We start from the raw sequence: 20,390 nt of genomic DNA, 5'->3' as shown, positions 1-20,390 counted from the left end.
ATAAGTATCTCCCATGAGTTGGGATGCGAAAGACGTAGCACTGCTCAAAGAACTCTGGGCCGCGGGCCGCAGTGCCGGTCAGATCGCAAGTCGGCTCGGCTATAGCCGCAACGCAGTCAGCGCGAAGTTGAAGCGCTTGGGCCACAAGCGGGGTCACAAGCCACCGACAGCCAACCCCAGGATCGTGGCCGTGCCGACGCGTAAGCCGGCATTGGCGGCAGCCTGCGCACGGCCGGTGGATCGGGTGGTGTCGACGCGGAAGCCGGTCGCGAAGCAGACCAGGGAGCTCACAAAGGAACTAACCAAGCGTGAGCTTTACGCCATGCTGGCCAATGCGGTCAGGAATACGGGCTGACGCTTGCTGCCGCCTGGAGCATGATCCGGAAAAGTGCGGAGGCGAGGCGAGTTTGCGGCCTTCCCGCCATGGGCGGGAAGTGCGTGCCTGAACCGGCTACATGGTCCTGCCTTTGGACAATTTCGCGGTTCTCGCGCCTTTGGACAATTTTATGTTTCTCGCGCGTTTGGCCGCGCTGTGATCGGCCCGTGCAGCCAGCCGCTTGCCCTTCTTGATCGTCGCTTCCGCCACGCGAGTTTTCGGTTTCGCTTCCGCCACTTGCGTTTTCGCTCCGCCGCGGCGAGAGACATATTCCTTTCCGTCGATCGGCGCCACGTGCGGCGGATCTCGATCGAGATAGGGCCGTCCGATTCCAAATTCCTTGCCGCGTTCGTCGATCCATTTCCAGAGCTTTTCGGTGGAGACCCATCGCTGCGCCCGGGTCGCGCCCTTGACGCTCACGATATCGGCCGCAAGCCCGCGGCCATAGCCGCCACGGAAACTCCCGCCATGGTAGGATCTGTCGGTTGCGGCCTTCAGCCCGGTTGCGATCGACTGACGGTAGTCGTCGCGGAACGCGCTGGTGATGCCGGGCTGCAGCCCGGCCTGTTCCGCCGCGTGGAGCGTATGAAAGAGCTTGAGCCTAAAATTGCGGTCCATGCCGCCGATCACGTAGTCCATCATCGCCATGCCGGCTTTGTCCGCCGCCTTCGGGTCTTTCCACCCAAACTCCTCGTCGACACGCCTGGTAAAGGTCCTGGTGACGGTCACCGTCTTGCCCTTCCTCCTGACCGTCACTTTCCTCCGTTCATGCACCTCGATGGCGTCGATCTTGGGCGCCCGTTCGTAGAGCGCCCACAGGTAGCGATCGATGCAGATCTCCGCGACCAGGCACTCCTCGTTGATTTCGATGGTGCTCACAGCCGGCACGATCGTGTCGGGCGCCGTTGCGACTTCTTCGGGGGAAAACACCTGCGACGAATCGGTCAGCGAGGCCACGACAAAAGGTTTTGGCTCGTCCGGGGCTGCCGCCGCGTCGGCGGCTTTCTCCGGCGCGGGATCAGGCGTGCTCGCCTGCGTGCGCTCGGGGGATGGTGTTTCGGGCGGAACCACCTGCGACGAATCCGGCAGCGAGGCCACGACAAAAGGTTTCGGCTCATCCAGGCTTGCCGTCGTGTCGGTGGTTTTCTGTGACGTGGCTTCGGCGGCCGTTGCCATCTCAACATCAACGATGGCTGCATTCGCTACTACGGTCGCCTGCGGTATGACCGTGGGCTCGGTGCTTGCGACGAGAGATGGTTCGTGGCGTGCCACGATTAACTTCGCGCCGGCGTTCTCGACGGAAGCGCTGATGTGCTGGGTGGAAGCCGAACCGAAGCCTGCGAGCCAGGCGAGACCACAACTCGCCAGAGCCAGGCCCGCGACGAAATTGATTCGGCGCTGCGCCTTCGTTGCCAATCGCCATGGGTCCATGATCCGGCCTCCCAAGGCTCCGCATGAGCCTGATTGCATAGCCAAGCACGCGACGGCGCTCATTCTTCGCACTGCGAAATGAATGCGCAACGGCCGGAGACTACGGGGTCGTCCATTTTTTCAAAAGTGTTGCTTCAATACCACGCGCCGTTGCATGGAACTTGCTGTGCCATTCTGCGACGCCGGCGCGTTCACGCGGCGTCGTCGCCTGCACGAAAGAAATCCGTAGATGTCCGAAGCGACGCGTCGCTCACCCCAGCAACACCGCATCCGCGCCGTTCACGGCGTCCGCGCTATCCGTCACCGTCTTCTCCAGCGATCCCGCCTGAACGGTCACGTTCTCGGCAAAGAACCGCGCGACCGTCACGTAGCGCTGCGGATCGCCGCCGGCTTCGCCATTGCCCTTTGCGGCGAGGGCCTCGCCGGCCAGCATGCAGCCGCCGAGCGTCGAGCCGAACAGGCGCAGATAAGGCGTGGCGCCGGCGAGCGCGTCGTTCGGCGCAGACGCCACGCGCTCCAGCAGCCATTTGCTGGCGCGTTCGAGCGAGCCGAGGGCGTCGCGCAGTTTTGCGCCTGTGGTGCCGAAGGCGGGATCGTTCGAGGCCTCGACCTGCTTGACGATGCCGCCCAGTTCATCGAGCAGGGCCCACACCGATGCGCCGCCGTTTGCCGCGAGTTTGCGCGTCACGAGGTCGATCGACTGAATGCCGTTGGTGCCCTCATAAATCGAGGTGATGCGCGCGTCGCGATAATGCTGCGCGGCGCCGGTCTCCTCGATGAAGCCCATGCCGCCGTGAATCTGCACGCCGAGAGACGTCACCTCGTTGCCGATATCGGTGGAGAACGCCTTTGCGATCGGCGTCAGCAGCGCGCCGCGCGCGGCGGCATCGGCCCGCACCTTGGCATCCGTGGCGCGGGTGGAGATGTCGAGCGCCACTGCCGTCGCGTAGCAGATCGAGCGCGCCGCGGCCGTCAGGCTGCGCATCTGCAACAGCATGCGCTTGACGTCGGGATGCACGATGATGGGATCGAGCCCGTCGCCCTTTTTGCCGACGGCGCGGCCCTGCTTGCGTTCCTGCGCAAAGGCCAGCGCCTGCTGGTAGGCGCGGTCGGCAATGCCGACGCCCTCGAGGCCGACGCCGAGGCGGGCCTGGTTCATCATCGTGAACATGCAGAGCATGCCCTTGTTTTCCTCGCCGATTAGGTAACCGACGGCGCCGCCGTGATCGCCCATCGTCATGGTGCAGGTGGGGGAGGCGTGCATGCCGAGCTTGTGCTCAACGCCGGACGGATAGATATCGTTGCGCGCGCCGAGCGAGCCGTCGGCATTGACCATGAATTTCGGAATCAGGAACAGCGAAATGCCCTTGGTGCCCGCGGGCGCATCGGGCAGGCGGGCCAGCACGAAATGCACGATGTTGTCGGTCATGTCGTGGTCGCCATAGGTGATGAAGATCTTGGTGCCCTTGATGCGATAGCTGCCGTCGGGCATACGCTCGGCGCGAGTGCGCAGCGCGCCGACATCGGAGCCGGCCTGCGGCTCGGTGAGCTGCATGGTGCCGGTCCATTCGCCGGAGACGAGTTTCTCCAGATAGATCTGCTTCAGTTCGTCGCTGCCATGGGCATCGAGCGCCTCGATGGCGGAGAGGGTGAGCAGCGGGCAGAGGCCGAAGGCGATGTTCGACGCGCTCCAGATTTCGGTGCAGGCGGCGTTGATCGCCATCGGCAGGCCCTGGCCGCCAAAGGCTTCCGGGCCCGACACCGCGTTCCACCCGCCAGCGATCCAGCGCTGATAGGCGTCCGGCCAGCCGGGCGCGGTCGTCACCTTGTCGTCGGCGAGCTTGATGCCGTGTTCGTCGCCGACCCTGTTCAGCGGCGCCAGCACGTCGCCGGCGAATTTTCCGGCTTCCTCCAGCACGGCGGCGGTGATGTCGCCGTCGAAGTCGCCATAATGGCCGGCCTTCACGGCCGCCTGCAGGCCGGCGCCGTGGTTGAGCGCGAGCAGGATGTCGGAGATCGGCGCGCGGTAAGTCATGACGATAATCTCGCTTTTTGGCTAATGGTTGCCGCCGTCTTCCCACGAAACCGGGGTTCTCTCAACTCTCCGCTGGGCGGTATTCGCCCCGCCTGGGGACGCGAAAACCGGCCCGGCATACCCAACGCAACGACCCTTTATATATAGGGGGAGGTCGATGGGACCGATTTTGGGGTGAAATTCGGCCGCGCAGCCTGTTGAAATGGCGTGACTCCCTCTATAGACCGGCGGTGCCGGAACAGGTCGCGCTGGTCGATCCCGTGTTCCGGCCCGGACTGTTGGGGCGTAGCCAAGCGGTAAGGCAGCGGATTTTGATTCCGCCATTCGGAGGTTCGATCCCTCCCGCCCCAGCCATTGATATTACTCGGCTAAATCGCTTCTTTGTTGCTTCATTTGGAAATGGCGGATTCCGCTGCCCGTGATGGATTGGAGCAAGAGTTCAGGTCTTCCAGACGGTTAGGAGACGGCGTGTGCACGACGTGTGCACCGAGAGATCAAGAAAAATCAATCCAGAGCAAGTACGGCGTCGTCCCTTCTTGGGTGATGTGAGGCCCGCGCTTGGACGGGTTGGAAAGTCGGGTCAGGAGGGGAGCGCATTGACGTGCGACTTGAGGGCTGATCGTGCTGATGGTCGGCAGCGCTCAGTGCTCGGTCTACGCCGAAGAGTTCCGTCGATCATCGTGAAGAGAAAGAGTGATGTCGGGAGGTCTCAGGTGTTTGAGATTCGGCATGCGTTCGAGCGCAAGACGTGTTGGTGAATATATCGAAGCAATGGTTGCTTGTTGGTCTCTCCCGTTCTGACGGACTACCGACCTCGCCTGCGACCATCATGGAAGTCCGAGGCGCTGGCCGGCCTCGTGAACGGCTATGCCAATGCAGCATTCTGCCAAATGAAATTTGCTCCAGAAAGGCGGTTTGGAAGGATGTTTGCGCTCAATCGCGCGCCAGTGGAGAATACCCAACTGAGGTTACTCCGGATGGCGCATGCTATTGACATGCAGCCGCTCGCCCCATAATGGCCGGGCCGACAATTCCGGGGCAACGATACAGGATACTCTCGATGCAAGTCACCTTGATGAAGGGCAAGATTCATCGTGCGCACGTGACTGAAGCCGATTTGCACTATGAAGGCTCGATTTCCATCGACCGAGATCTCATCGAGGCTGCTGGCTTCCTCATTAATGAGCGCGTAGACATCTATAACATTGACAACGGCGCTCGATTTTCAACCTACGTCATCGAAGCTCCCGCTGGCTCGGGAACCATAGGGCTTAACGGAGCCGCGGCGCGTCAAGCGATGGTGGGCGACAGGGTCATTATTGTTGCCTACGCCAATTTCGACGGCGATGAAGCTAGGAAGTTTCAGCCGCGCGTGGTGCTCGTCAATGAGCAGAATCTCAGGCTCTGACTCTTGCTCCTTTCTGGTTGAGAGCTGGTCCAGTCGGCCATGAGAGTCGCCTGCATCAGGCGCAACGTGGCGCGCCGGCGATGGCAGTCACCATTTCTCGACCCACGGCCGGAGCACGACTTCGAACGCCCACGTCGACCGATGCTGGCGATGCAGTTGCAGATAGGTTTCGGCGATACGGTCGGGGTCGGCCATGTTGTCGTCGACAGTCGTTCCTGCCAGCCGGTGCGCCCGGGTCCCGTCCTCCTGAGTCCAGCCGATCGCGGCGTCGATCGGCACGTTTGCTACGTGGATACCCTGCGGCATCAGTTCTCTTGCCATACTCTGCGCGAGTCCCGACTTGGCATGGCATGCCATTGCAAAGGCACCGCTTGATGGGAAGCCTTTGAGCGCTGCGCTGGCGTTCGTGAAGATGATCGTTCCCTTCGCCCCGTTGGCGTCGAGTTTGTTTCCAAGCATGAGCCTGGCTGCCTGTTGCCCTACCAGAAACGCACTGAATGCCGCGTTTCGAAGTGTTTCGAGGGCCATGATCGGGTCGGCTTCGATAACGCTCTTGCGGAAAATGCCGGGGACCCGGCCATCGATGTTATGCACGACAAGCCTTGGCGTCCCGATGTCCTGCACGACATTTCTGAACAACTGGTCCACGGCCGCCGGTTCGCTCGCATCGCAAGCGAATCGATGCACCCCATGCACCTTTTCGAGTTTCTCGAGGACCGCTTTCTCGGGATTCCTGGCTGCCACAGCAACACGCATACCGTTCTTCGCGAACAGCCTCGCGCAACTCGAGCTGATGCCCGGACCGCCACCGACAATGAGTGCAACTTCCTGGACCGAAGGTTGGGCTTCGCGCTTGGACTGAGTCATGTCGCTTACTCGCATGCGTGTTGGAGCTGGCAAAGAGCGGACCGTTCTGGTCCCCTCCCAAGAGCAGGGAGGTCGGCAGCGACTTGCCAATGTTGGACAGGCTTGGTCACTGCCAACGTCGAAAGATGACGCTCGCGTTGACGCCCCCGAAGCCGAAGCCATTCGAAATCGCGTGCTCCATCGTCATGCGCCTGGCCTCACGGGACACAAGATCGACGCCTTCCGCGGCTGCGTCGCCATTTTCGAGATTCAGGGTGGGCGGCGCGATTTGGTCGCGTAACGCGAGAATCGTGAAGATCGCTTCCGCCCCCCCGGCTGCGCCGAGCAGATGACCGGTCGCCGATTTGGTGGCGCTCACTGCAACTTTTCCGTCGCGGCCGAACACGGCCTTGATCGCTTCCAGTTCGGATACGTCGCCAACTGGCGTCGAAGTGGAATGGGCGTTGAGATGCTGGATATCACCGGGCTTGAGGCCGGCCTGCCGCAAGGCGCCCTCCATGGCGCGGCGCGCGCCGTCGCCGTCCTCAGGTCCCGACGTGATGTGGTAGGCATCAGCAGTTGTGCCATAGCCGGCGATTTCGGCGATCGGTTGGGCGCCCCGGCGGAACGCGTGTTCCAACTCTTCAATCACGAGGATACCAGCACCTTCGCCCATGACGAAGCCATCGCGGTCGCGGTCGAAGGGGCGGGACGCGCGCGCTGGCGTGTCATTGAAGCCAGTCGAAAGGGCCCGAGCGGCTGCGAAGCCGCCGAGGCTCACGAGATCGATGCAGGCTTCCGAGCCACCGCAAATCGCAATGTCCGCTTCTCCCGACCGGATCAGGCGCGCGGCATCGCCGATCGCCTGCACACTCGCGGCGCAGGCGGTGACCGGCGTACCGATGGGACCCTTGAAGCCATAGCGGATGGAGATATGACCGGCAGCGAGATTGGCGAGAAAGGACGGCACGGTGAAGGGCGAGAGGCGCTTGACCCCGCGCTGATCGGTGGTGCGAACCGCCTCGACGATCGCCGGAAAGCCTCCGATGCCCGATGCGATCACGGTCGCCGTGCGCTCAAGCGAATGCGCGTCGGAGGGAGTCCATGCCGCTTGTGCAATGGCCTCGGCCGTGGCAACCAGTGCGAATAGGATGAAGCGATCCATCCTCCGCTGATCCTTGGGAGGAACAGCCAGATCCGGATCGAAGCCTCCATCCGGATCGTCGGCCTTTGTCGGCACGATTCCAGCGACCCGCGCGGGAAGAGCAGCCGCCCATTCAGGAAGGGCTGTCAGCCCGGAACGGGCCGCAAGCAGGCGCGACCATGTCAACTCACTGCCGCAACCCAACGGTGATACCAATCCTAGTCCCGTAACGACGACGCGACGCATGATGAAATTACCTTTCTGAGTTATCCCTGACACCTGGTTGTCGGTCTGGCGCAAGGTTGGCTCTTACAGTAACGGTGGCCTTAGCCGCCGAAACGGAGTTGCAACAGCCGGACCGAACACCGCGCTACAAACGGCCCAAAGGGAATGCCCGAGATCGGCCTGGCCAGTCCAGTTACGCCGGTAACCCCATCTGCTTGCGAAGGCTCTTGTCAAACATCCGTTCGGGGACAAAACGGCGAAGTACGCTCACCTGACGCGCAATTTTGCCGCAGGTATATCGCCGCCGAGGCGATGCCGTAGTCGCGGCTTCAACGACTCGCTCTGCAACTAGCCGGGGATCGTCGGCTGTCTTCATGACCTCGTGCATGAGCGCGCTGGTCCGCGTTCGCGCCGAGGCGTAAGCGTCTAGGGTCCGATCCGGAAACACCATGTTTTGCTCGAATGAAGTGCGGGTATACGCGGGCTCAAGCAAGCAAACTCGAATGCCGAAAGTTCGCACCTCATGATCGAGAGACTCCGAATAGCCTTCGAGAGCATGTTTCGTGGACGAGTAGAGGGCTGAGAATGGGGCAGGTATTAAGCCAAGGACTGAACTTATATTGATTATCCGTCCCGCTTTTTGATCTCGCATGATCGGGAGGACCGCGTTGGTCATACGGATCACTCCGAAGAGGTTTACGTCGAACAACGCCTGAGCTTGGCCTACCGAAGATTCTTCAGCTCCAGCAAGCAGTCCGGTTCCTGCATTGTTGACAAGAACGTCGATCCTGCCCGTCATACCGAGCACATGGTCGACAGCCGCCTGTACGGATGCGTCGTCGGTCACGTCGCAAGTAACCATCTCAATCCCTTCGGCGGCAATTGCGATGGCCCGCCGGCTGGTCCCGAAGACGCGGAATCCGGCTTGGCGCAACGCCTTGGCCGAAGCTTGGCCGATTCCTGTTGAAGCCCCGGTCACAATCGCCACGTTGCCATCTTGCCGCATAGAAAGCCTCCGTCGATGCTATTGTATCATTCAATTGGATGATGATATACATATCATATTAAGATGATAATACAATAGGCCGTAACTCCGGTGGAGAGCCCCACATGCGATATGCCAAAGGCCACAAAGACACTTCGCATGAACAGATCCTGAAGGTCGCAGCTAAGAAGTTCAGGCGGCAGGGTATTGCCGCCACGGGAATGACCGGGATTATGGCCGAGGCAGGACTGACGAATGGCGGATTCTACTCTCACTTCCGCTCGAAGAGCGATCTGGTCCGGGAGGGACTCGAGCGTGCACTCGATGAGCAACCGCATCGCCTGGCCGAAGCTGACGCCTCCCCTGGAGAGCTCCGTGAGCTGATCCGTTGCTACCTCTCCGCGGAGCATCGCGATCACCCGGACTCTGGATGTGCCTCCGCTGCGCTGCTTCCCGAGATCGGCCGTCAGCCGCGCTTCATCCGCAAGGCCTACACCGCTCGGATGAGCGAGTTCTTCGAGCAACTGGCTCGACGACTGCCGCAGAACAGTCTCAGCCACCCGCCGCATGATACAGCGATCGGAATTTTCGCCGTGCTTGTTGGGACGCTTCAGCTCTCGCGCGCGGTCGAAGACCGCTCGATGTCAGATGCCATACTTGCGGCCGGCGTTCGTGCGGCAGACACGCTCGCAGATATGGCAGAAGAAAAACTATAGTCAGCTACTCGAGAAGTATTATGTTCAGTTATACGAAGTTGTTGATTGTGGTTTTGTTTGGGTTCGCTGCTGCGATGATTGCTTGTGGTTTGAGCTATCCAGTAAAGGCACCTGCCCATACTGTCGATCAGACGATTGAGTCGCCCATTCATAACGACACGGTTGGCGCGATCAAGTCATTGAAGGACATGGGACGTCTGTAATGGGATTAATGATGGGTGCGGGGCATAATTGGCCCGAAAGAGACGACTGATCCGCGGAGTTTATGCGGCTTTTAGCGTTGCCGAGAAGGGCGGTTCGACCATCGCGGAATTTTATCTAGTAGCAGGCGGCATCGGGACTGGCGATAACGACGCGTGACCCCGCGGGTACTAGGGGACATACGAGCGGATTCTTATTGTGGCTTCAACCGGGCTAAGTCGATAGCAGCCAGGCTGCTTACGACGGAGTGTCCTCTGAATACCTCGTTGCCGGGCGACCCGACTGCATGAGTGCGCGGCTCAATGCAATGCGAGCGTCCTCAAAGGTTGTCCAGTGCACTTCATTCTCCAGCGACGGAAAGCAAACGAGCTCACGCCGGTCCAGCGCCTGGAGTGCGGTGTCGACCAATTCCTGCGGAGACATAAACAGTTCGTCGGGGAAAGGAGCCGTAGTAAGACCGGATGCTTCAAAAAATTCGGTGCGAACCGGACCGGGAAGCACCGCCTGAACAATGATGCTTGTCTTGGCAAGCTCCATCTGGAGCGAGCGCGCGAAATTCAAAACATATGCCTTGGAGCCGGAATAACCTGCACCCGAAGGCGTCGGCATGACCGCGATCATGGAAGCGATGTTGATGATCGTCCCGGAGTTGCGCCGCAGGAAGCCCGGCAGGACGGCATGAGTCAGTCGCGTCAACGCCAGAACATTGATCTTGATCAGGTTCTCTAGCGCATCAGCGGGTACTTTCGAGGTCGGCCCGAGCGCGCCGAGGCCGGCATTGTTGATCAGGACGTCGATGTCCTCTCGCTCGGTTAGTAGCGCTTCAACGCGCAACAGATCCTTCGCATCGGCCAGGTCAGCAGCCACGATTTCGACCGCGCGCTTTGTCTTAATCTTGATTCTCTTGGCAACGTCCTCTAGCCGATCTCGACGACGGGCGACGAGAATCAAATCGTAGCCGCGTTCCGCCATTCGTTCGGCATAAGCAACGCCAATCCCCGACGAAGCACCGGTGACAACTGCAAAACGGTGATGGTTGCTCATCTTATTCTAGGCCTCCAACAATCGGCATGGATCTAGGCCGGTTCTTGAATCGGATACGGCACTGGCTTGTTTTCTTCGAGCCAGAGTTTCTCATATTCGGAATTTGGCGGTGGCGCGGGCATGCCTTGAATCTGCCAGAGATCAAAAGGCGTTTCGTCGATATGGATTTCCCAATCTCTGCCGCGATCCTTGATGTAGGGCGCCAGCGCCTTTTCCGCCCAGCCCATCCATTTGGCTTTTAGCTTCTTGGCGTCAGGCGGGAATGACCGTGCGATGTGGTCTACCCAGATGCGAACGAAATTGCGCGCCTCCTCGCCGCCCATGTAGAAGGACTCGGGCGCAACCTCCTGAAAAACGACGATGACGTAGAACTTTGGGAGTGCGCGATAAAGTTCGGTAATCCGCTGTGACAAGGCGCGTTTGTCTTCAGCGGTGAAGGCGCCAACCGGGTGATATATCTTCCAAAACGGCATTCTTCCTCCTGAAGCTGGCGTCTATCTTACAATGATGATAATCATCATTATTAAACGGTGTTGTCAACCATTAATGATGATGTATATCATTGTTACCAGGCGGTGGCTGGAGAATTGATCGTGCGGATTTCAGAGAATCAGGCCCAGAAGAATCGGCAAAAGGTTGTCGCGAAGGCCTCAAGGCTTTTTCGCGAGGGTGGTTTCGATGGCATCTCGGTCAACGACCTGATGAAGGCCGCGGGGTTCACGCATGGCGGCTTCTACAATCACTTTGAATCGAAAGGCGCGTTAGCGGGCGAGGCACTCGACTACGCATTCCGACAGATGGATGGCGTGCGGGAACGAATGCCGACCTTGGACGAATTCGCTACGTCGTATCTGTCGGAGGAAGCCCGGAACGCGCCAGGCTCGACATGTCCGGCGGCTGCACTGGCAGGCGAGGTCGCGCGACAGCCGGATGCCATCAAAAGCGTTTTCGCCGATGGTGTTGAGCGGATGATCTCGTCGGTTGAAAATCTGTTGCCCAAGACGCCATCCGGGCGTGCTGAGGCGGTCGATGTGGTTTGTCGCATGCTCGGGGCGATGGTTCTGGCCAGAGCGATGCCGGCGTCGAGCAGCCTTGGCCGTGAGTTGCTTACGACCGCAACAGAGCGGTGCCGGAAAAGCGCGGTGAGTTCAAATAGGCCGCGGCGGGGCGGGAGCGGTCCAAGAGGTCAGGACTGATGCTTCGTCACTGAAGTGGCGCTCGATCTGCGAGCTTGGTTGTGCCGCCCGCTATGGGTCTCTCCGTCCAGGCTGCATTCGGGCGCCCTGGCAGGGGGAGCAAATCGAACGCGACCGCAAGAGCGGCTTTTCTGCAGGGGGAAATATCGTGAAGCGCTTTTGGCTACAGCAGTATCCGGAGGGAGTTCCCGCCGACGTCGATGTCAACCAGTACCGTTCGTTGATCGAACTATTCGAAGAAAGCTTTACGACGTTTGCGGATCGCAAAGCTGCGATCTGCATGGACAAGGCGATCACCTACGGCCAGCTTGACAAGATGTCAGCCGGTATCGGCGCTTACCTGCAAAGCAGGGGGCTCGCGAAGGGCGCCCGGGTTGCGATCATGATGCCAAACGTTCTGCAAAACCCTGTCGCGGTAGCTGCCGCCTTGCGTGCGGGTTATGCGGTCGTGAACGTCAATCCTCTTTACACTCCGCGGGAACTCGAGCATCAGCTCAACGATTCCGGCGCGGAGGCGATTGTTATTTTAGAGAACTTTGCGACGACCCTGGAGAAGGTGCTGCCGCGGACGAGTATCAAGCACATAATCGTCAGCGCGATCGGAGATCTGCTTGGTCTCAAGGGCGTTTTCGTCAACTTTATTGTGCGCAAGATCCAGAAGATGGTCCCTTCGTACTCGCTGCCAGGCGCTATCTCGTTCAAGGATGCGCTGTCGGCCGGTCGCAAGATGAAGTTGAACAAGCCGAACATTGGCCCGAACGATGTCGCGTTTCTGCAGTATACCGGCGGCACCACGGGCGTCTCGAAAGGTGCAACCTTGCTCCACCGCAATATGGTGGCCAATGTGCTTCAAATTGTTGCCTGGACCAATCCGGCGTTACGCAAGCCGCCACTGGTCGAGCCCTTCCTGACAGTCTGCGCGCTGCCACTCTATCACATCTTCGCGCTCACTGCCTGTTTCCTGTTTTCCGTGCGAGTGGGCGGCACCAACCTTCTGATCGTTAATCCGCGGGATATTCCAGGATTCATCAAGGAGCTTCGAAAGCACAAGGTCCATAGTTTCCCGGCCGTCAACACATTGTTCAATGGTCTTCTGCACCATCCCGACTTCAAGAAGGTGGATTTTTCGGAATTAAAGATTGCAATCGGTGGCGGGATGGCGACCCAAAAGACCGTTGCAGACAAATGGCTCGCGGCGACCGGATGTGTCCTTTCCGAAGGCTACGGCCTCTCTGAGACAGCTCCGACTTTGACGGTGACGCCGCCAAATCTTGCAGAGTTCTCCGGGACGATCGGATTGCCTGTCCCATCAACTTACATTTCGATCCGTGACGATGATGGCAAGGAAGTGCCAATTGGCGAAGCTGGCGAGATTTGCGGCAAGGGGCCGCAGGTGATGGCCGGTTACTGGAACAGGCCTGACGAAACCACCCGGGCGATGACAAGCGACGGTTTCTTCCGGACTGGTGATATAGGGGTGATGTCGCCGGACGGCTTTACCAAGATCGTGGATCGTAAGAAGGACATGATCATTGTCTCCGGCTTCAACGTCTATCCAAACGAAGTCGAAGAGGTGATCGCCAGCCATCCGGGAGTCCTGGAATGCGCCGCGATCGGCGTCCCCGATCCGAAGTCCATCGAAGCGGTCAAGGTATTCGTAGTTCGCCTCGACCCGAATCTGCGAGCCCAGGACATTATTGCTTTCGCCGGGACACAATTGACACCGTACAAGGTACCGAAGCACGTCGAGTTTAGGTCTGAGCTGCCGAAGAGCAACGTCGGAAAAATTCTGCGCCGAGAACTGCGGAACGAAACTCTAAAAGCCACCGCAACTGCTTGATTTGTAAAATCGCAAATCTGCTCCCGATCAGGACTGCGGAACGATCCGTCCGGCGATAACATCATCATGAAGTGTCTGCGCACCGGCCCGGGCAAGGCCGGTGAGCGGGCGCCTGGCAGAAGGGCCAGCTGAGACCCAACCTGTGTGTGCAAGCACGCACAGCCGAAGCGAACACCGGCTGCGATCACACGAGAGATCGAATAGCGGGGAGGGAGCAATCTCCCGTTGGACGCCTCTGTCGGCACCCCCACGATAGCTTCAAACGTCAGCCCCATCAGATGACCGCCGCGCCATCTGCATTGCAGCCATCCCAAGTTCCAAACCAGAATTAACTCCGCCCAAATCGGTCATCAGAATTTTGACATTCGAGGATCCGCCGAGGGGAGTTCCAATTCAAATTATATTGACTATATATCTGCAAGGCAGTGGGGCCGGTGTTGCGGCAAGCTAGGTTGAGCCCGGAATGGCAAAGAAAAGTCTTGATGCGTCTTGTCCTGTTGCGCGAACGCTCGACATTGTGGGCGCGCGCTGGACGTTGCTGATTATCCGTGACCTTCTTCCAGGCACTATGCGATTTCAGGACCTTCAAGCCGGTCTGCCTGGCATGGCGCCCAATGTCCTCTCTGATCGTCTAAAGACGCTTGAGGAACACGGCCTTGTACGTCGCGAATTCTACAGCGACCATCCCCCGCGAGCGGCCTATATTCTTACCGACCGAGGCCGTGAGCTCGGCGTCATCGTTCTCGCTCTTGGCCGATGGGGCATGCGGCACCTCGGCGGCAGGTTGAATCGTGGTCTCCAGCACGACGAGGCTTTCCGGCACCTGCAACAAGCAGCCGACGCCATAGCCCGTCGGCCGGTTCAGCGGGCGAAATCCGGTGCCAAATCCGTTCCCTGAACTGTCGCATGATCATGCCGTCTCCAGTGCTTTGCGAATACGCGGAGATTGTTCGAGGGCCCATCGGACGACCTTGGGAGCACGCCCAAGTAAGTCCTCAAGCTCATCGTTAACCACATCATAACGTCCACCTGCGACCAGGCGGGCGATGGTTCCCAGGTGGTCTGCAATATGCGGACTGCGAGACGCGATGGTACTATTGATGTACGTCTCGATCCAGGCATCCAGGTCCTGCGGTACATACGAGATACGTCGTCCGAGCACGGCGCCGTAATCCTCTGCAAACCCATGCATGTCCTTCAACTCCGGTCCGGTGAGCTCATACGACATCGATATATGCGCCGAGGGATCGATCAGGACCTTCGTGCAAACCTCGGCAACATCATAAGCGGCGATTGGCGCGATTTTCTGCGTGCCAAAAGGCAGGTGGAGTTCGCCCGCACCAAGCAACTGCTTTAGCGGAAACCAGCAAAGGATCGGATTCTCGACGAACATGGTCGCCCGGATATTGACGACCGGCAGGCCGGACCACTTTAACGCCTGCTCCGACGCCCAATGGGCTCTCTGTTGCGGCGACCACTCGGAGACAAATCCTCCGAGCCAGCCGAGTCGCGCCTCCTGCGGGCCGATCATTCTATCGAAAGTCATGTACGACTGCTCGAATTCCGAGATGTTCACGAAAACCTCAATGTCCCCTTGCGCGCGCGCAGCGGCGGCCATCAGGATGCTCGCGTCGGTGTAGTATGGATTCAAGCTCATGCTGAAGTAGACTCGACGGCAACCCTTCAGGGCGGCAGCGACATCGGCGACGTTGAGTAGATCTCCGACGAAAACCTCGGCTCCGATCTGTCGAAGCGCCGCCGCCCGCTCGTCGTCTCGCCTCACGAAGGCGCGCACCGGATACTGCTGCTCCAGTAGCATGTTGATCATTGTCTTGCTTACCGAGCCGACTTCGCCGCCGGCTCCAGTGATCAGAATCGGATTCCGTTTCGACACCGAATTGTCCTTTTCGACTGGGCGCTGGGCTTTCGTTCGAACCGAGGTCGGTTAATGCCGAGGAAGCAAGGGCGACCGCGCGCCTGAGGAACCGATCAGCATTTCAGGAAGCGCAGGATGTGGCTCAACACTGCATCGGGTTGTTCAAGATGCAGGAAATGACCGACGCCAGGCATCACGATGCGCTCGAATCCCTTCGTGAACGCCGCCTCCATGCTTTCGCTGAGCTGCGCGGACATGCAGCCGTCGTCCTCCCCATGCAGATAGAGCGACGGGACAGCAATTGGACCGCTCGCGCGGGCTTCGAGGGCCAGGGCTGCCGGGTCAGACGGCGGCGTGAACAACTGCCGGTAATAGGCCAGGGTCTGGGTCAGGACTCCGGGTTGGCCAAACGTCTCGTTGAGCGCGGAACGATCCGCAGGCGGCAGCACGTACCCAGGCGACCATTCTCGCCAGAGCCGGTCGAGGAATGCAAAGTCGTTGAGCTGAACAGCCGTCTCCGCCAGGCGAGTCTGGAAGAAGAACATATACCAGCTTCGCCGCTGTTGATCGCCATCGGCGACGAATGCTGTCGTCAGTCCCTTTCCATAGGGGACTGCCAACCCGACAAGCTTGCGGACGCGGGCCGCATCGAGGCTTGCCGCGGCGTAGACTGCGCGCGCTCCGAAGTCATGGCCGATCAGATCAGCCTGCTCGGCCCCCAGCGCATCGATGAGTGCTAGTACATCCTGCCCGGTCGCCAAGGCGCGGTAGGATCCGTCGGGTGCGGCGCCACCGACCCAATATCCTCGCAGCACCGGCGCGACGGCCCAATATCCTTCCTGCGCGAGACGATCCAGGAAGTGAACCCAGCTCTGCGCATGATCGGGAAAGCCGTGCAAGCACAGCACGAGGGGGCCGCTCCCCGCTTCAAGGATCGGGAAATCGAGCCCGTTGGCGCGGACCATCCGCCTGCGGATGTGGTCCAAGGCAGGGGACGCGGGGCTGTCCGGCATGGCTATGCAATCCTCGTTATCACTACTTGGATGATGATAATCATTCAACCCAGGACTAAAAGACGACGTTGCCGGATTTGCCAATTCAACCATGAATAAGTGCGGTAGCGAGTTGGCGATAGCTGTGTGCGCCATCTGCTTTAAGCAAGCAAATAGTCTCCATGCCTTTCGCGGGCGATCTTGCCGCATGCCGGAAGCAAGCTTCTGCTGTCAATGCATGTTGTCGGTTTCTGGGCGGGTACGCACGCAGGCAGCCAGGCGGGCATGCGCGATGCTCGCGATTAGATCGGGCGCATGGCGATCTGTCCCCGTTCGAATCCACCGCTGAATAGCCGTTCTTCAACGTTGTATTTTGCGGCACGATAGCCTCGTGGTGCAATCGCATCCAATCACGCCGGTCACGTCCAATACAAAGATGAATGGACGTCTCAGTAACTTTTGGAGCTTCCCGTGCTGGGCTTAATGCAAGAGTGGCCGTTGCTGTGTCAGCGAATCATTGATCACGCCGCGATTTGTCATCCGGACCGAGAGGTGGTGACTCGCTCTGTCGAGGGGCCGATCCATCGGACGAATTATGGCCAGATCAGAAGGCGCGCGCTGAAAGTCGCCCAGCGGCTGGATCGCGACGGCATTGTGCTTGGCGATCGGGTCGCGACCCTGGCGTGGAACACTTGGCGACACCTTGAGATCTGGTACGGAATCATGGGTATCGGTGCCGTCTGTCACACCGTAAACCCGCGGCTGTTCCCCGAGCAGATCGCATGGATCATCAACCATGCACGTGACCGCATTATCTTTGCTGATATCACCTTCGTGCCACTTCTCGAGAAGCTTGCGCCGCAACTCGAAGTCATCGAGCGCTTCGTCATACTAACGGATCGCGATAGCATGCCAGGCACTTCCTTGCGCGGTGCGATCGCATACGAGGACTGGATCGACAGCGTGGACGGCGACTTCGCCTGGAAATGCTTCGACGAAAACACCGCCGCCGGGTTATGCTACACGTCAGGCACGACGGGGAATCCAAAGGGTGTCCTGTACTCGCATCGGTCAAATGTACTCCATTCGCTGATGACCGCGCAGGCAGACGTTCTGGGCCTTAGCTGCAACGACACGGTCCTGCCGGTTGTGCCGCTCTTTCATGCCAACAGCTGGGGGCTCGCGTTTCACGCTCCGATGGTAGGGAGCAAGATCGTTTTCCCTGGCGCGAAGCTCGATGGCGCGTCCGTGTACGAGTTGCTCTCGGACGAAAAAGTAACGTTTACGGCCGGTGTGCCGACCGTCTGGCTCATGCTTCAACAGTATATGGAATCCAACAACTTGCGCTTGCCAGCGCTTCGGGACTTGACCATCGGTGGCGCGGCGCCGCCGCCTGCGATGATTGAAGCCTTTGAGCGGATGGGCATCTGTGCGCGGCAGGGGTGGGGTATGACAGAGATGGGACCTATCGGCTCGATCGGAAGCCTGAAGCCGCCGTTCGCAGATTTGACCGGCGCGGAGAAAACTGCCCAGCTTTCCAGCCAGGGTTTTGCACCTTTCCTCGTTGAAATGAAGATCACCGATGACTCCGGCGAGAAGCTTCCCCACGACGGAAAGGCGTATGGCAGGCTAAAGGTGCGTGGTCCAAGCGTTGCCAAGGCCTACTACGGGCTGAATGACGAGATCCTGGACAAGGAGGGCTATTTCGATACCGGCGACGTCGCGACGATCGACGAGCACGCCTACATGCGTATCACGGATCGATCCAAGGACGTTATCAAGTCGGGCGGCGAATGGATATCATCCATCGAAGTCGAAAATGCCGCTATCGCTCATCCTTCCGTACAGGAGGCCGCGGCGATCGCGGTTTCACATCCGAAATGGGGCGAAAGGCCGCTTCTCATCGTTCAGCTCAATCCGAACATGGAGGCGACCAAGGCGGATATCCTTTCATTTCTTGAAGGCAAGATCGCGAAGTGGTGGATGCCCGATGACGTCGTCATGGATTCAATTCCCCACACGGCGACCGGAAAGATCAGGAAGTCCGAGCTTCGTGAGCGTTACAGGAACCACCTGCTGCCCAGCGCATCGGTTCGTCCAGCAACCGTTAAATGACCAATCATCCTGGCTAGAGCGAGGGAGCTCTTACTGTGACATCCGTCAAATTCGAAAAGCTGCATAACGTTGGTATCCTAACGCTGGACAATCCTCCGATCAATCTCGTCGATGACGATCTGCTCCTGGAGCTCGGCAAGGCGCTCGATGAAGTGGACAGCTCGGGCGTTCGAGGCGTACTTCTACACGCGACGGGGGACCACTTCGGGCCGGGAGTGAACGTCAAGACCACCTTTTCGGGAGTGGATAGTAGGGGTGCCCGAAAAATGCTGACCAGGGCTATTCCGATTGTGCTGCGACTGGAGCAGTTGGACATCCCCATCGTGTGCGCGGTTCAAGGGTTTTGCTTCGCGGCATCGCTCGAACTGGCCTTGCGTTGTGATGTAATAATCGCATCTGAAGATGCCAAATTTGCTCAGGTAGAGCGCGATATCGGAGCAGCAACCTATCTGGGCGGAATCTACCTGCTCGCCGAGCGATGCGGACCAGCGCGGGCCCGAGAGATTTGCCTGACAGGCGAACGCTACGATGCTGCCGTCTTCGAGCGGTGGAATATCGTCAATCGCGTCGTGCCGCGCGCATCGCTTTATGCCGAAGCGTTGGCGTGGGCGCAAAAGTTCGCGGACGGTCCAACAAAAGCGTATGCGGTGAATGAGCGTTTGCTGCGAGGATTTCTCGACTACGGTACCAGAGGAGCCGACGAGCTGCTCCTGGATATCGGGCCTCCGCTGTTCGATAGCGAAGATTTCCAATCTGGGGTTCGGTCTGTGGTGGAATATGGAGCGAGGAATTTCCGCGGCAAAGTGACCTTCCAGGGATCGTGATCGTCGAGACAGGGCGGCCGCAATAAGTCAACGCCCCCATCGTCGCTACCGTGCTATGGGTCCGACCGATAGACGTCCGTACGACCGAGAGAGCAGAGATCGGGCCTTCTTCCACTTCTTGCTTTGCTTGGAAGGAATGCTGGTCCAAAATCGCGAGGGCGCCGCCATGACGTTCAAACTCCCCGAGAACATCGCCACCCGCCCCATCGCTATCCTGGGCGCGGGCACGCTGGGCCGTCGCATTGCGTTGATGCTGGCGACGCGCGGCGCCGAAGTGCGCCTCTATGCTCGCAGCGCCGCGACGCGCGATGGGGGCGTCGCCTTTGCGAAGGAGCAGTTGCCTGCCGTGCTGGCCACGCTGCCCGGCAGCAAGGCCGGCACCATCGTGGGGGTTGACGACATGGCAGCCGCGCTCAGGAATGCGTGGCTCGTCGTGGAGTCAGTGCCCGAAAATCTTGAACTGAAGAAGGACATCTTCAAGCATATCGATACGCTCTCTGAGCCCGATGCCATCCTGGCCAGCAACTCCTCATCCTATTCCTCGAGCGCTTTTGCCGAGAGCGTGAAGAACCCGGCGCGCCTGCTGAACACGCACTTCTTGATGCCACCGGCCATCACGCCGGTTGAGTTGATGTCGTGCGGCCAGACCGACCCGGCTGTGATCCAGCTGCTGGTCGACGCACTGCCTGGCTATGGTCTGACGCCCTACGTGGTGCAACGCGAGAGCATGGGCTTCATCTTCAACCGCATCTGGGCCGCCATTAAACGCGAGACGCTGGCCGTGGTAGCCGAGGGTGTCGCGTCGGCGGAGGTGGTCGATGCCATCTACAGCCAAGCTACCGGTTCGCGGTCCGGCCCCTTCCGTCTCATGGACGCGGTGGGCCTGGACGTGGTGCTGAGCATCGAAGAGAATTACGCCCAACACCGGCCCGGCCTGCCCGAAGGGCCGCGGATTTTGCTGAAGAAGATGATCGCCGACGGCCGCCTTGGCGTAAAAAGCGGTCGAGGATTTTATGACTACCAGTGATGCGACCATCAACCTCCTTGGGGAGTTTGAGATAAGTGACGATGTTGCCTTTGTCAGGCTCGGCCGGGACCAGCCATAAGACACAAGTCTCGTCTCGATCACTCGATGA

At 59.5% G+C, this 20,390-nt stretch carries 19 protein-coding genes and 1 tRNA gene; 11 read left to right on the top strand and 9 right to left on the bottom strand.

Going from position 1 to position 20,390, the window contains the following annotated elements; all coding sequences use genetic code 11:
* Positions 1–13 precede the first annotated feature (13 nt).
* Positions 14–355 carry a GcrA family cell cycle regulator gene (locus V1293_RS14440; protein ID WP_334510549.1) on the top strand — a complete coding sequence of 114 codons (342 nt, stop codon included), beginning with the start codon at positions 14–16 and terminating at the stop codon, positions 353–355.
* Positions 356–451: 96 nt separating this feature from the next.
* Here the strand turns inward: V1293_RS14440 and V1293_RS14435 are convergent, their stop codons facing one another.
* Positions 452–1,807: a hypothetical protein gene (locus tag V1293_RS14435; RefSeq protein ID WP_334510548.1), complete on the bottom strand. Its 1,356-nt coding sequence runs from the start codon at positions 1,805–1,807 to the stop codon at positions 452–454.
* 250 nt (positions 1,808–2,057) lie between these two features.
* Complete coding sequence (locus tag V1293_RS14430; RefSeq protein WP_334510547.1) at positions 2,058–3,842, bottom strand: acyl-CoA dehydrogenase; 1,785 nt, start codon at positions 3,840–3,842, stop codon at positions 2,058–2,060.
* Between the two features lie 279 nt (positions 3,843–4,121).
* On the opposite strand from V1293_RS14430, the gene V1293_RS14425 reads away from it, so the two are divergent.
* Positions 4,122–4,196: transfer RNA gene (locus V1293_RS14425), tRNA-Gln, on the top strand.
* A 706-nt stretch (positions 4,197–4,902) separates the two neighbouring features.
* On the top strand, positions 4,903–5,250 hold the full coding sequence (gene panD, locus V1293_RS14420) for an aspartate 1-decarboxylase (RefSeq protein WP_334510546.1): 348 nt from the start codon (positions 4,903–4,905) through the stop codon (positions 5,248–5,250).
* A gap of 87 nt (positions 5,251–5,337) precedes the next feature.
* On the opposite strand, the gene V1293_RS14415 is transcribed toward panD, so the two are convergent.
* The 3 genes from V1293_RS14415 to V1293_RS14405 all read right to left on the bottom strand — a co-directional run bounded on the left by V1293_RS14415 (position 5,338) and on the right by V1293_RS14405 (position 8,471).
* A complete protein-coding gene (locus V1293_RS14415; RefSeq protein ID WP_334510545.1) occupies positions 5,338–6,117 on the bottom strand; it encodes an SDR family oxidoreductase in 780 nt (259 codons plus the stop codon).
* Between the two features lie 106 nt (positions 6,118–6,223).
* A complete protein-coding gene (gene fabF, locus V1293_RS14410) occupies positions 6,224–7,486 on the bottom strand; it encodes a beta-ketoacyl-ACP synthase II (protein WP_334516722.1) in 1,263 nt (420 codons plus the stop codon).
* A 172-nt stretch (positions 7,487–7,658) separates the two neighbouring features.
* Entirely contained in the window at positions 7,659–8,471 is an 813-nt protein-coding gene (locus V1293_RS14405) for an oxidoreductase (RefSeq protein WP_334510544.1), read from the bottom strand.
* A 104-nt stretch (positions 8,472–8,575) separates the two neighbouring features.
* Between V1293_RS14405 and V1293_RS14400 the strand changes: the two genes are divergently transcribed.
* The gene (locus V1293_RS14400) at positions 8,576–9,166 is read left to right on the top strand and encodes a TetR/AcrR family transcriptional regulator (protein WP_334510543.1); all 591 of its coding nucleotides are present in this window, start codon (positions 8,576–8,578) and stop codon (positions 9,164–9,166) included.
* A 20-nt stretch (positions 9,167–9,186) separates the two neighbouring features.
* Positions 9,187–9,369, top strand: coding sequence for a hypothetical protein (locus V1293_RS14395; RefSeq protein ID WP_334510542.1), 183 nt, complete (start codon positions 9,187–9,189; stop codon positions 9,367–9,369).
* 235 nt (positions 9,370–9,604) lie between these two features.
* On the opposite strand, the gene V1293_RS14390 is transcribed toward V1293_RS14395, so the two are convergent.
* Both V1293_RS14390 and V1293_RS14385 read right to left on the bottom strand, forming a co-directional pair.
* Positions 9,605–10,411 carry an SDR family NAD(P)-dependent oxidoreductase gene (locus V1293_RS14390; RefSeq protein ID WP_334510540.1) on the bottom strand — a complete coding sequence of 269 codons (807 nt, stop codon included), beginning with the start codon at positions 10,409–10,411 and terminating at the stop codon, positions 9,605–9,607.
* Positions 10,412–10,443: 32 nt separating this feature from the next.
* Positions 10,444–10,884 carry a tautomerase family protein gene (locus V1293_RS14385; protein ID WP_334510539.1) on the bottom strand — a complete coding sequence of 147 codons (441 nt, stop codon included), beginning with the start codon at positions 10,882–10,884 and terminating at the stop codon, positions 10,444–10,446.
* Between the two features lie 120 nt (positions 10,885–11,004).
* On the opposite strand from V1293_RS14385, the gene V1293_RS14380 reads away from it, so the two are divergent.
* The 3 genes from V1293_RS14380 (at position 11,005) to V1293_RS14370 (ending at position 14,345) form a co-directional block, all read left to right on the top strand.
* Positions 11,005–11,607, top strand: a complete 603-nt coding sequence (locus tag V1293_RS14380; RefSeq protein ID WP_334510538.1) for a TetR/AcrR family transcriptional regulator — start codon at positions 11,005–11,007, stop codon at positions 11,605–11,607.
* A 148-nt stretch (positions 11,608–11,755) separates the two neighbouring features.
* Positions 11,756–13,447 (top strand): long-chain-fatty-acid--CoA ligase, encoded by a 1,692-nt coding sequence (locus V1293_RS14375; RefSeq protein ID WP_334510537.1) that lies wholly within the window; start codon positions 11,756–11,758, stop codon positions 13,445–13,447.
* A 463-nt stretch (positions 13,448–13,910) separates the two neighbouring features.
* Positions 13,911–14,345: a winged helix-turn-helix transcriptional regulator gene (locus V1293_RS14370; protein ID WP_334510536.1), complete on the top strand. Its 435-nt coding sequence runs from the start codon at positions 13,911–13,913 to the stop codon at positions 14,343–14,345.
* A 12-nt stretch (positions 14,346–14,357) separates the two neighbouring features.
* On the opposite strand, the gene V1293_RS14365 is transcribed toward V1293_RS14370, so the two are convergent.
* Entirely contained in the window at positions 14,358–15,341 is a 984-nt protein-coding gene (locus tag V1293_RS14365) for an NAD(P)H-binding protein (protein ID WP_334510535.1), read from the bottom strand.
* Between the two features lie 95 nt (positions 15,342–15,436).
* Complete coding sequence (locus tag V1293_RS14360) at positions 15,437–16,336, bottom strand: alpha/beta fold hydrolase (protein WP_334510534.1); 900 nt, start codon at positions 16,334–16,336, stop codon at positions 15,437–15,439.
* Positions 16,337–16,786: 450 nt separating this feature from the next.
* On the opposite strand from V1293_RS14360, the gene V1293_RS14355 reads away from it, so the two are divergent.
* The 3 genes from V1293_RS14355 (at position 16,787) to V1293_RS14345 (ending at position 20,281) form a co-directional block, all read left to right on the top strand.
* Positions 16,787–18,430 carry a long-chain-fatty-acid--CoA ligase gene (locus V1293_RS14355; RefSeq protein WP_334510532.1) on the top strand — a complete coding sequence of 548 codons (1,644 nt, stop codon included), beginning with the start codon at positions 16,787–16,789 and terminating at the stop codon, positions 18,428–18,430.
* Positions 18,431–18,465: 35 nt separating this feature from the next.
* Positions 18,466–19,254: an enoyl-CoA hydratase/isomerase family protein gene (locus V1293_RS14350; RefSeq protein WP_334510530.1), complete on the top strand. Its 789-nt coding sequence runs from the start codon at positions 18,466–18,468 to the stop codon at positions 19,252–19,254.
* Between the two features lie 166 nt (positions 19,255–19,420).
* On the top strand, positions 19,421–20,281 hold the full coding sequence (locus V1293_RS14345) for a 3-hydroxyacyl-CoA dehydrogenase family protein (protein WP_334510528.1): 861 nt from the start codon (positions 19,421–19,423) through the stop codon (positions 20,279–20,281).
* Positions 20,282–20,390 lie beyond the last annotated feature (109 nt).

Origin of the sequence: Bradyrhizobium sp. AZCC 1693 (assembly GCF_036924745.1) — a bacterium.
Classification (GTDB): domain Bacteria; phylum Pseudomonadota; class Alphaproteobacteria; order Rhizobiales; family Xanthobacteraceae; genus Bradyrhizobium.
The sequence above is the reverse complement of the archived record's forward strand: the minus strand, read 5'-3'. Positions and strand labels throughout refer to the sequence as shown.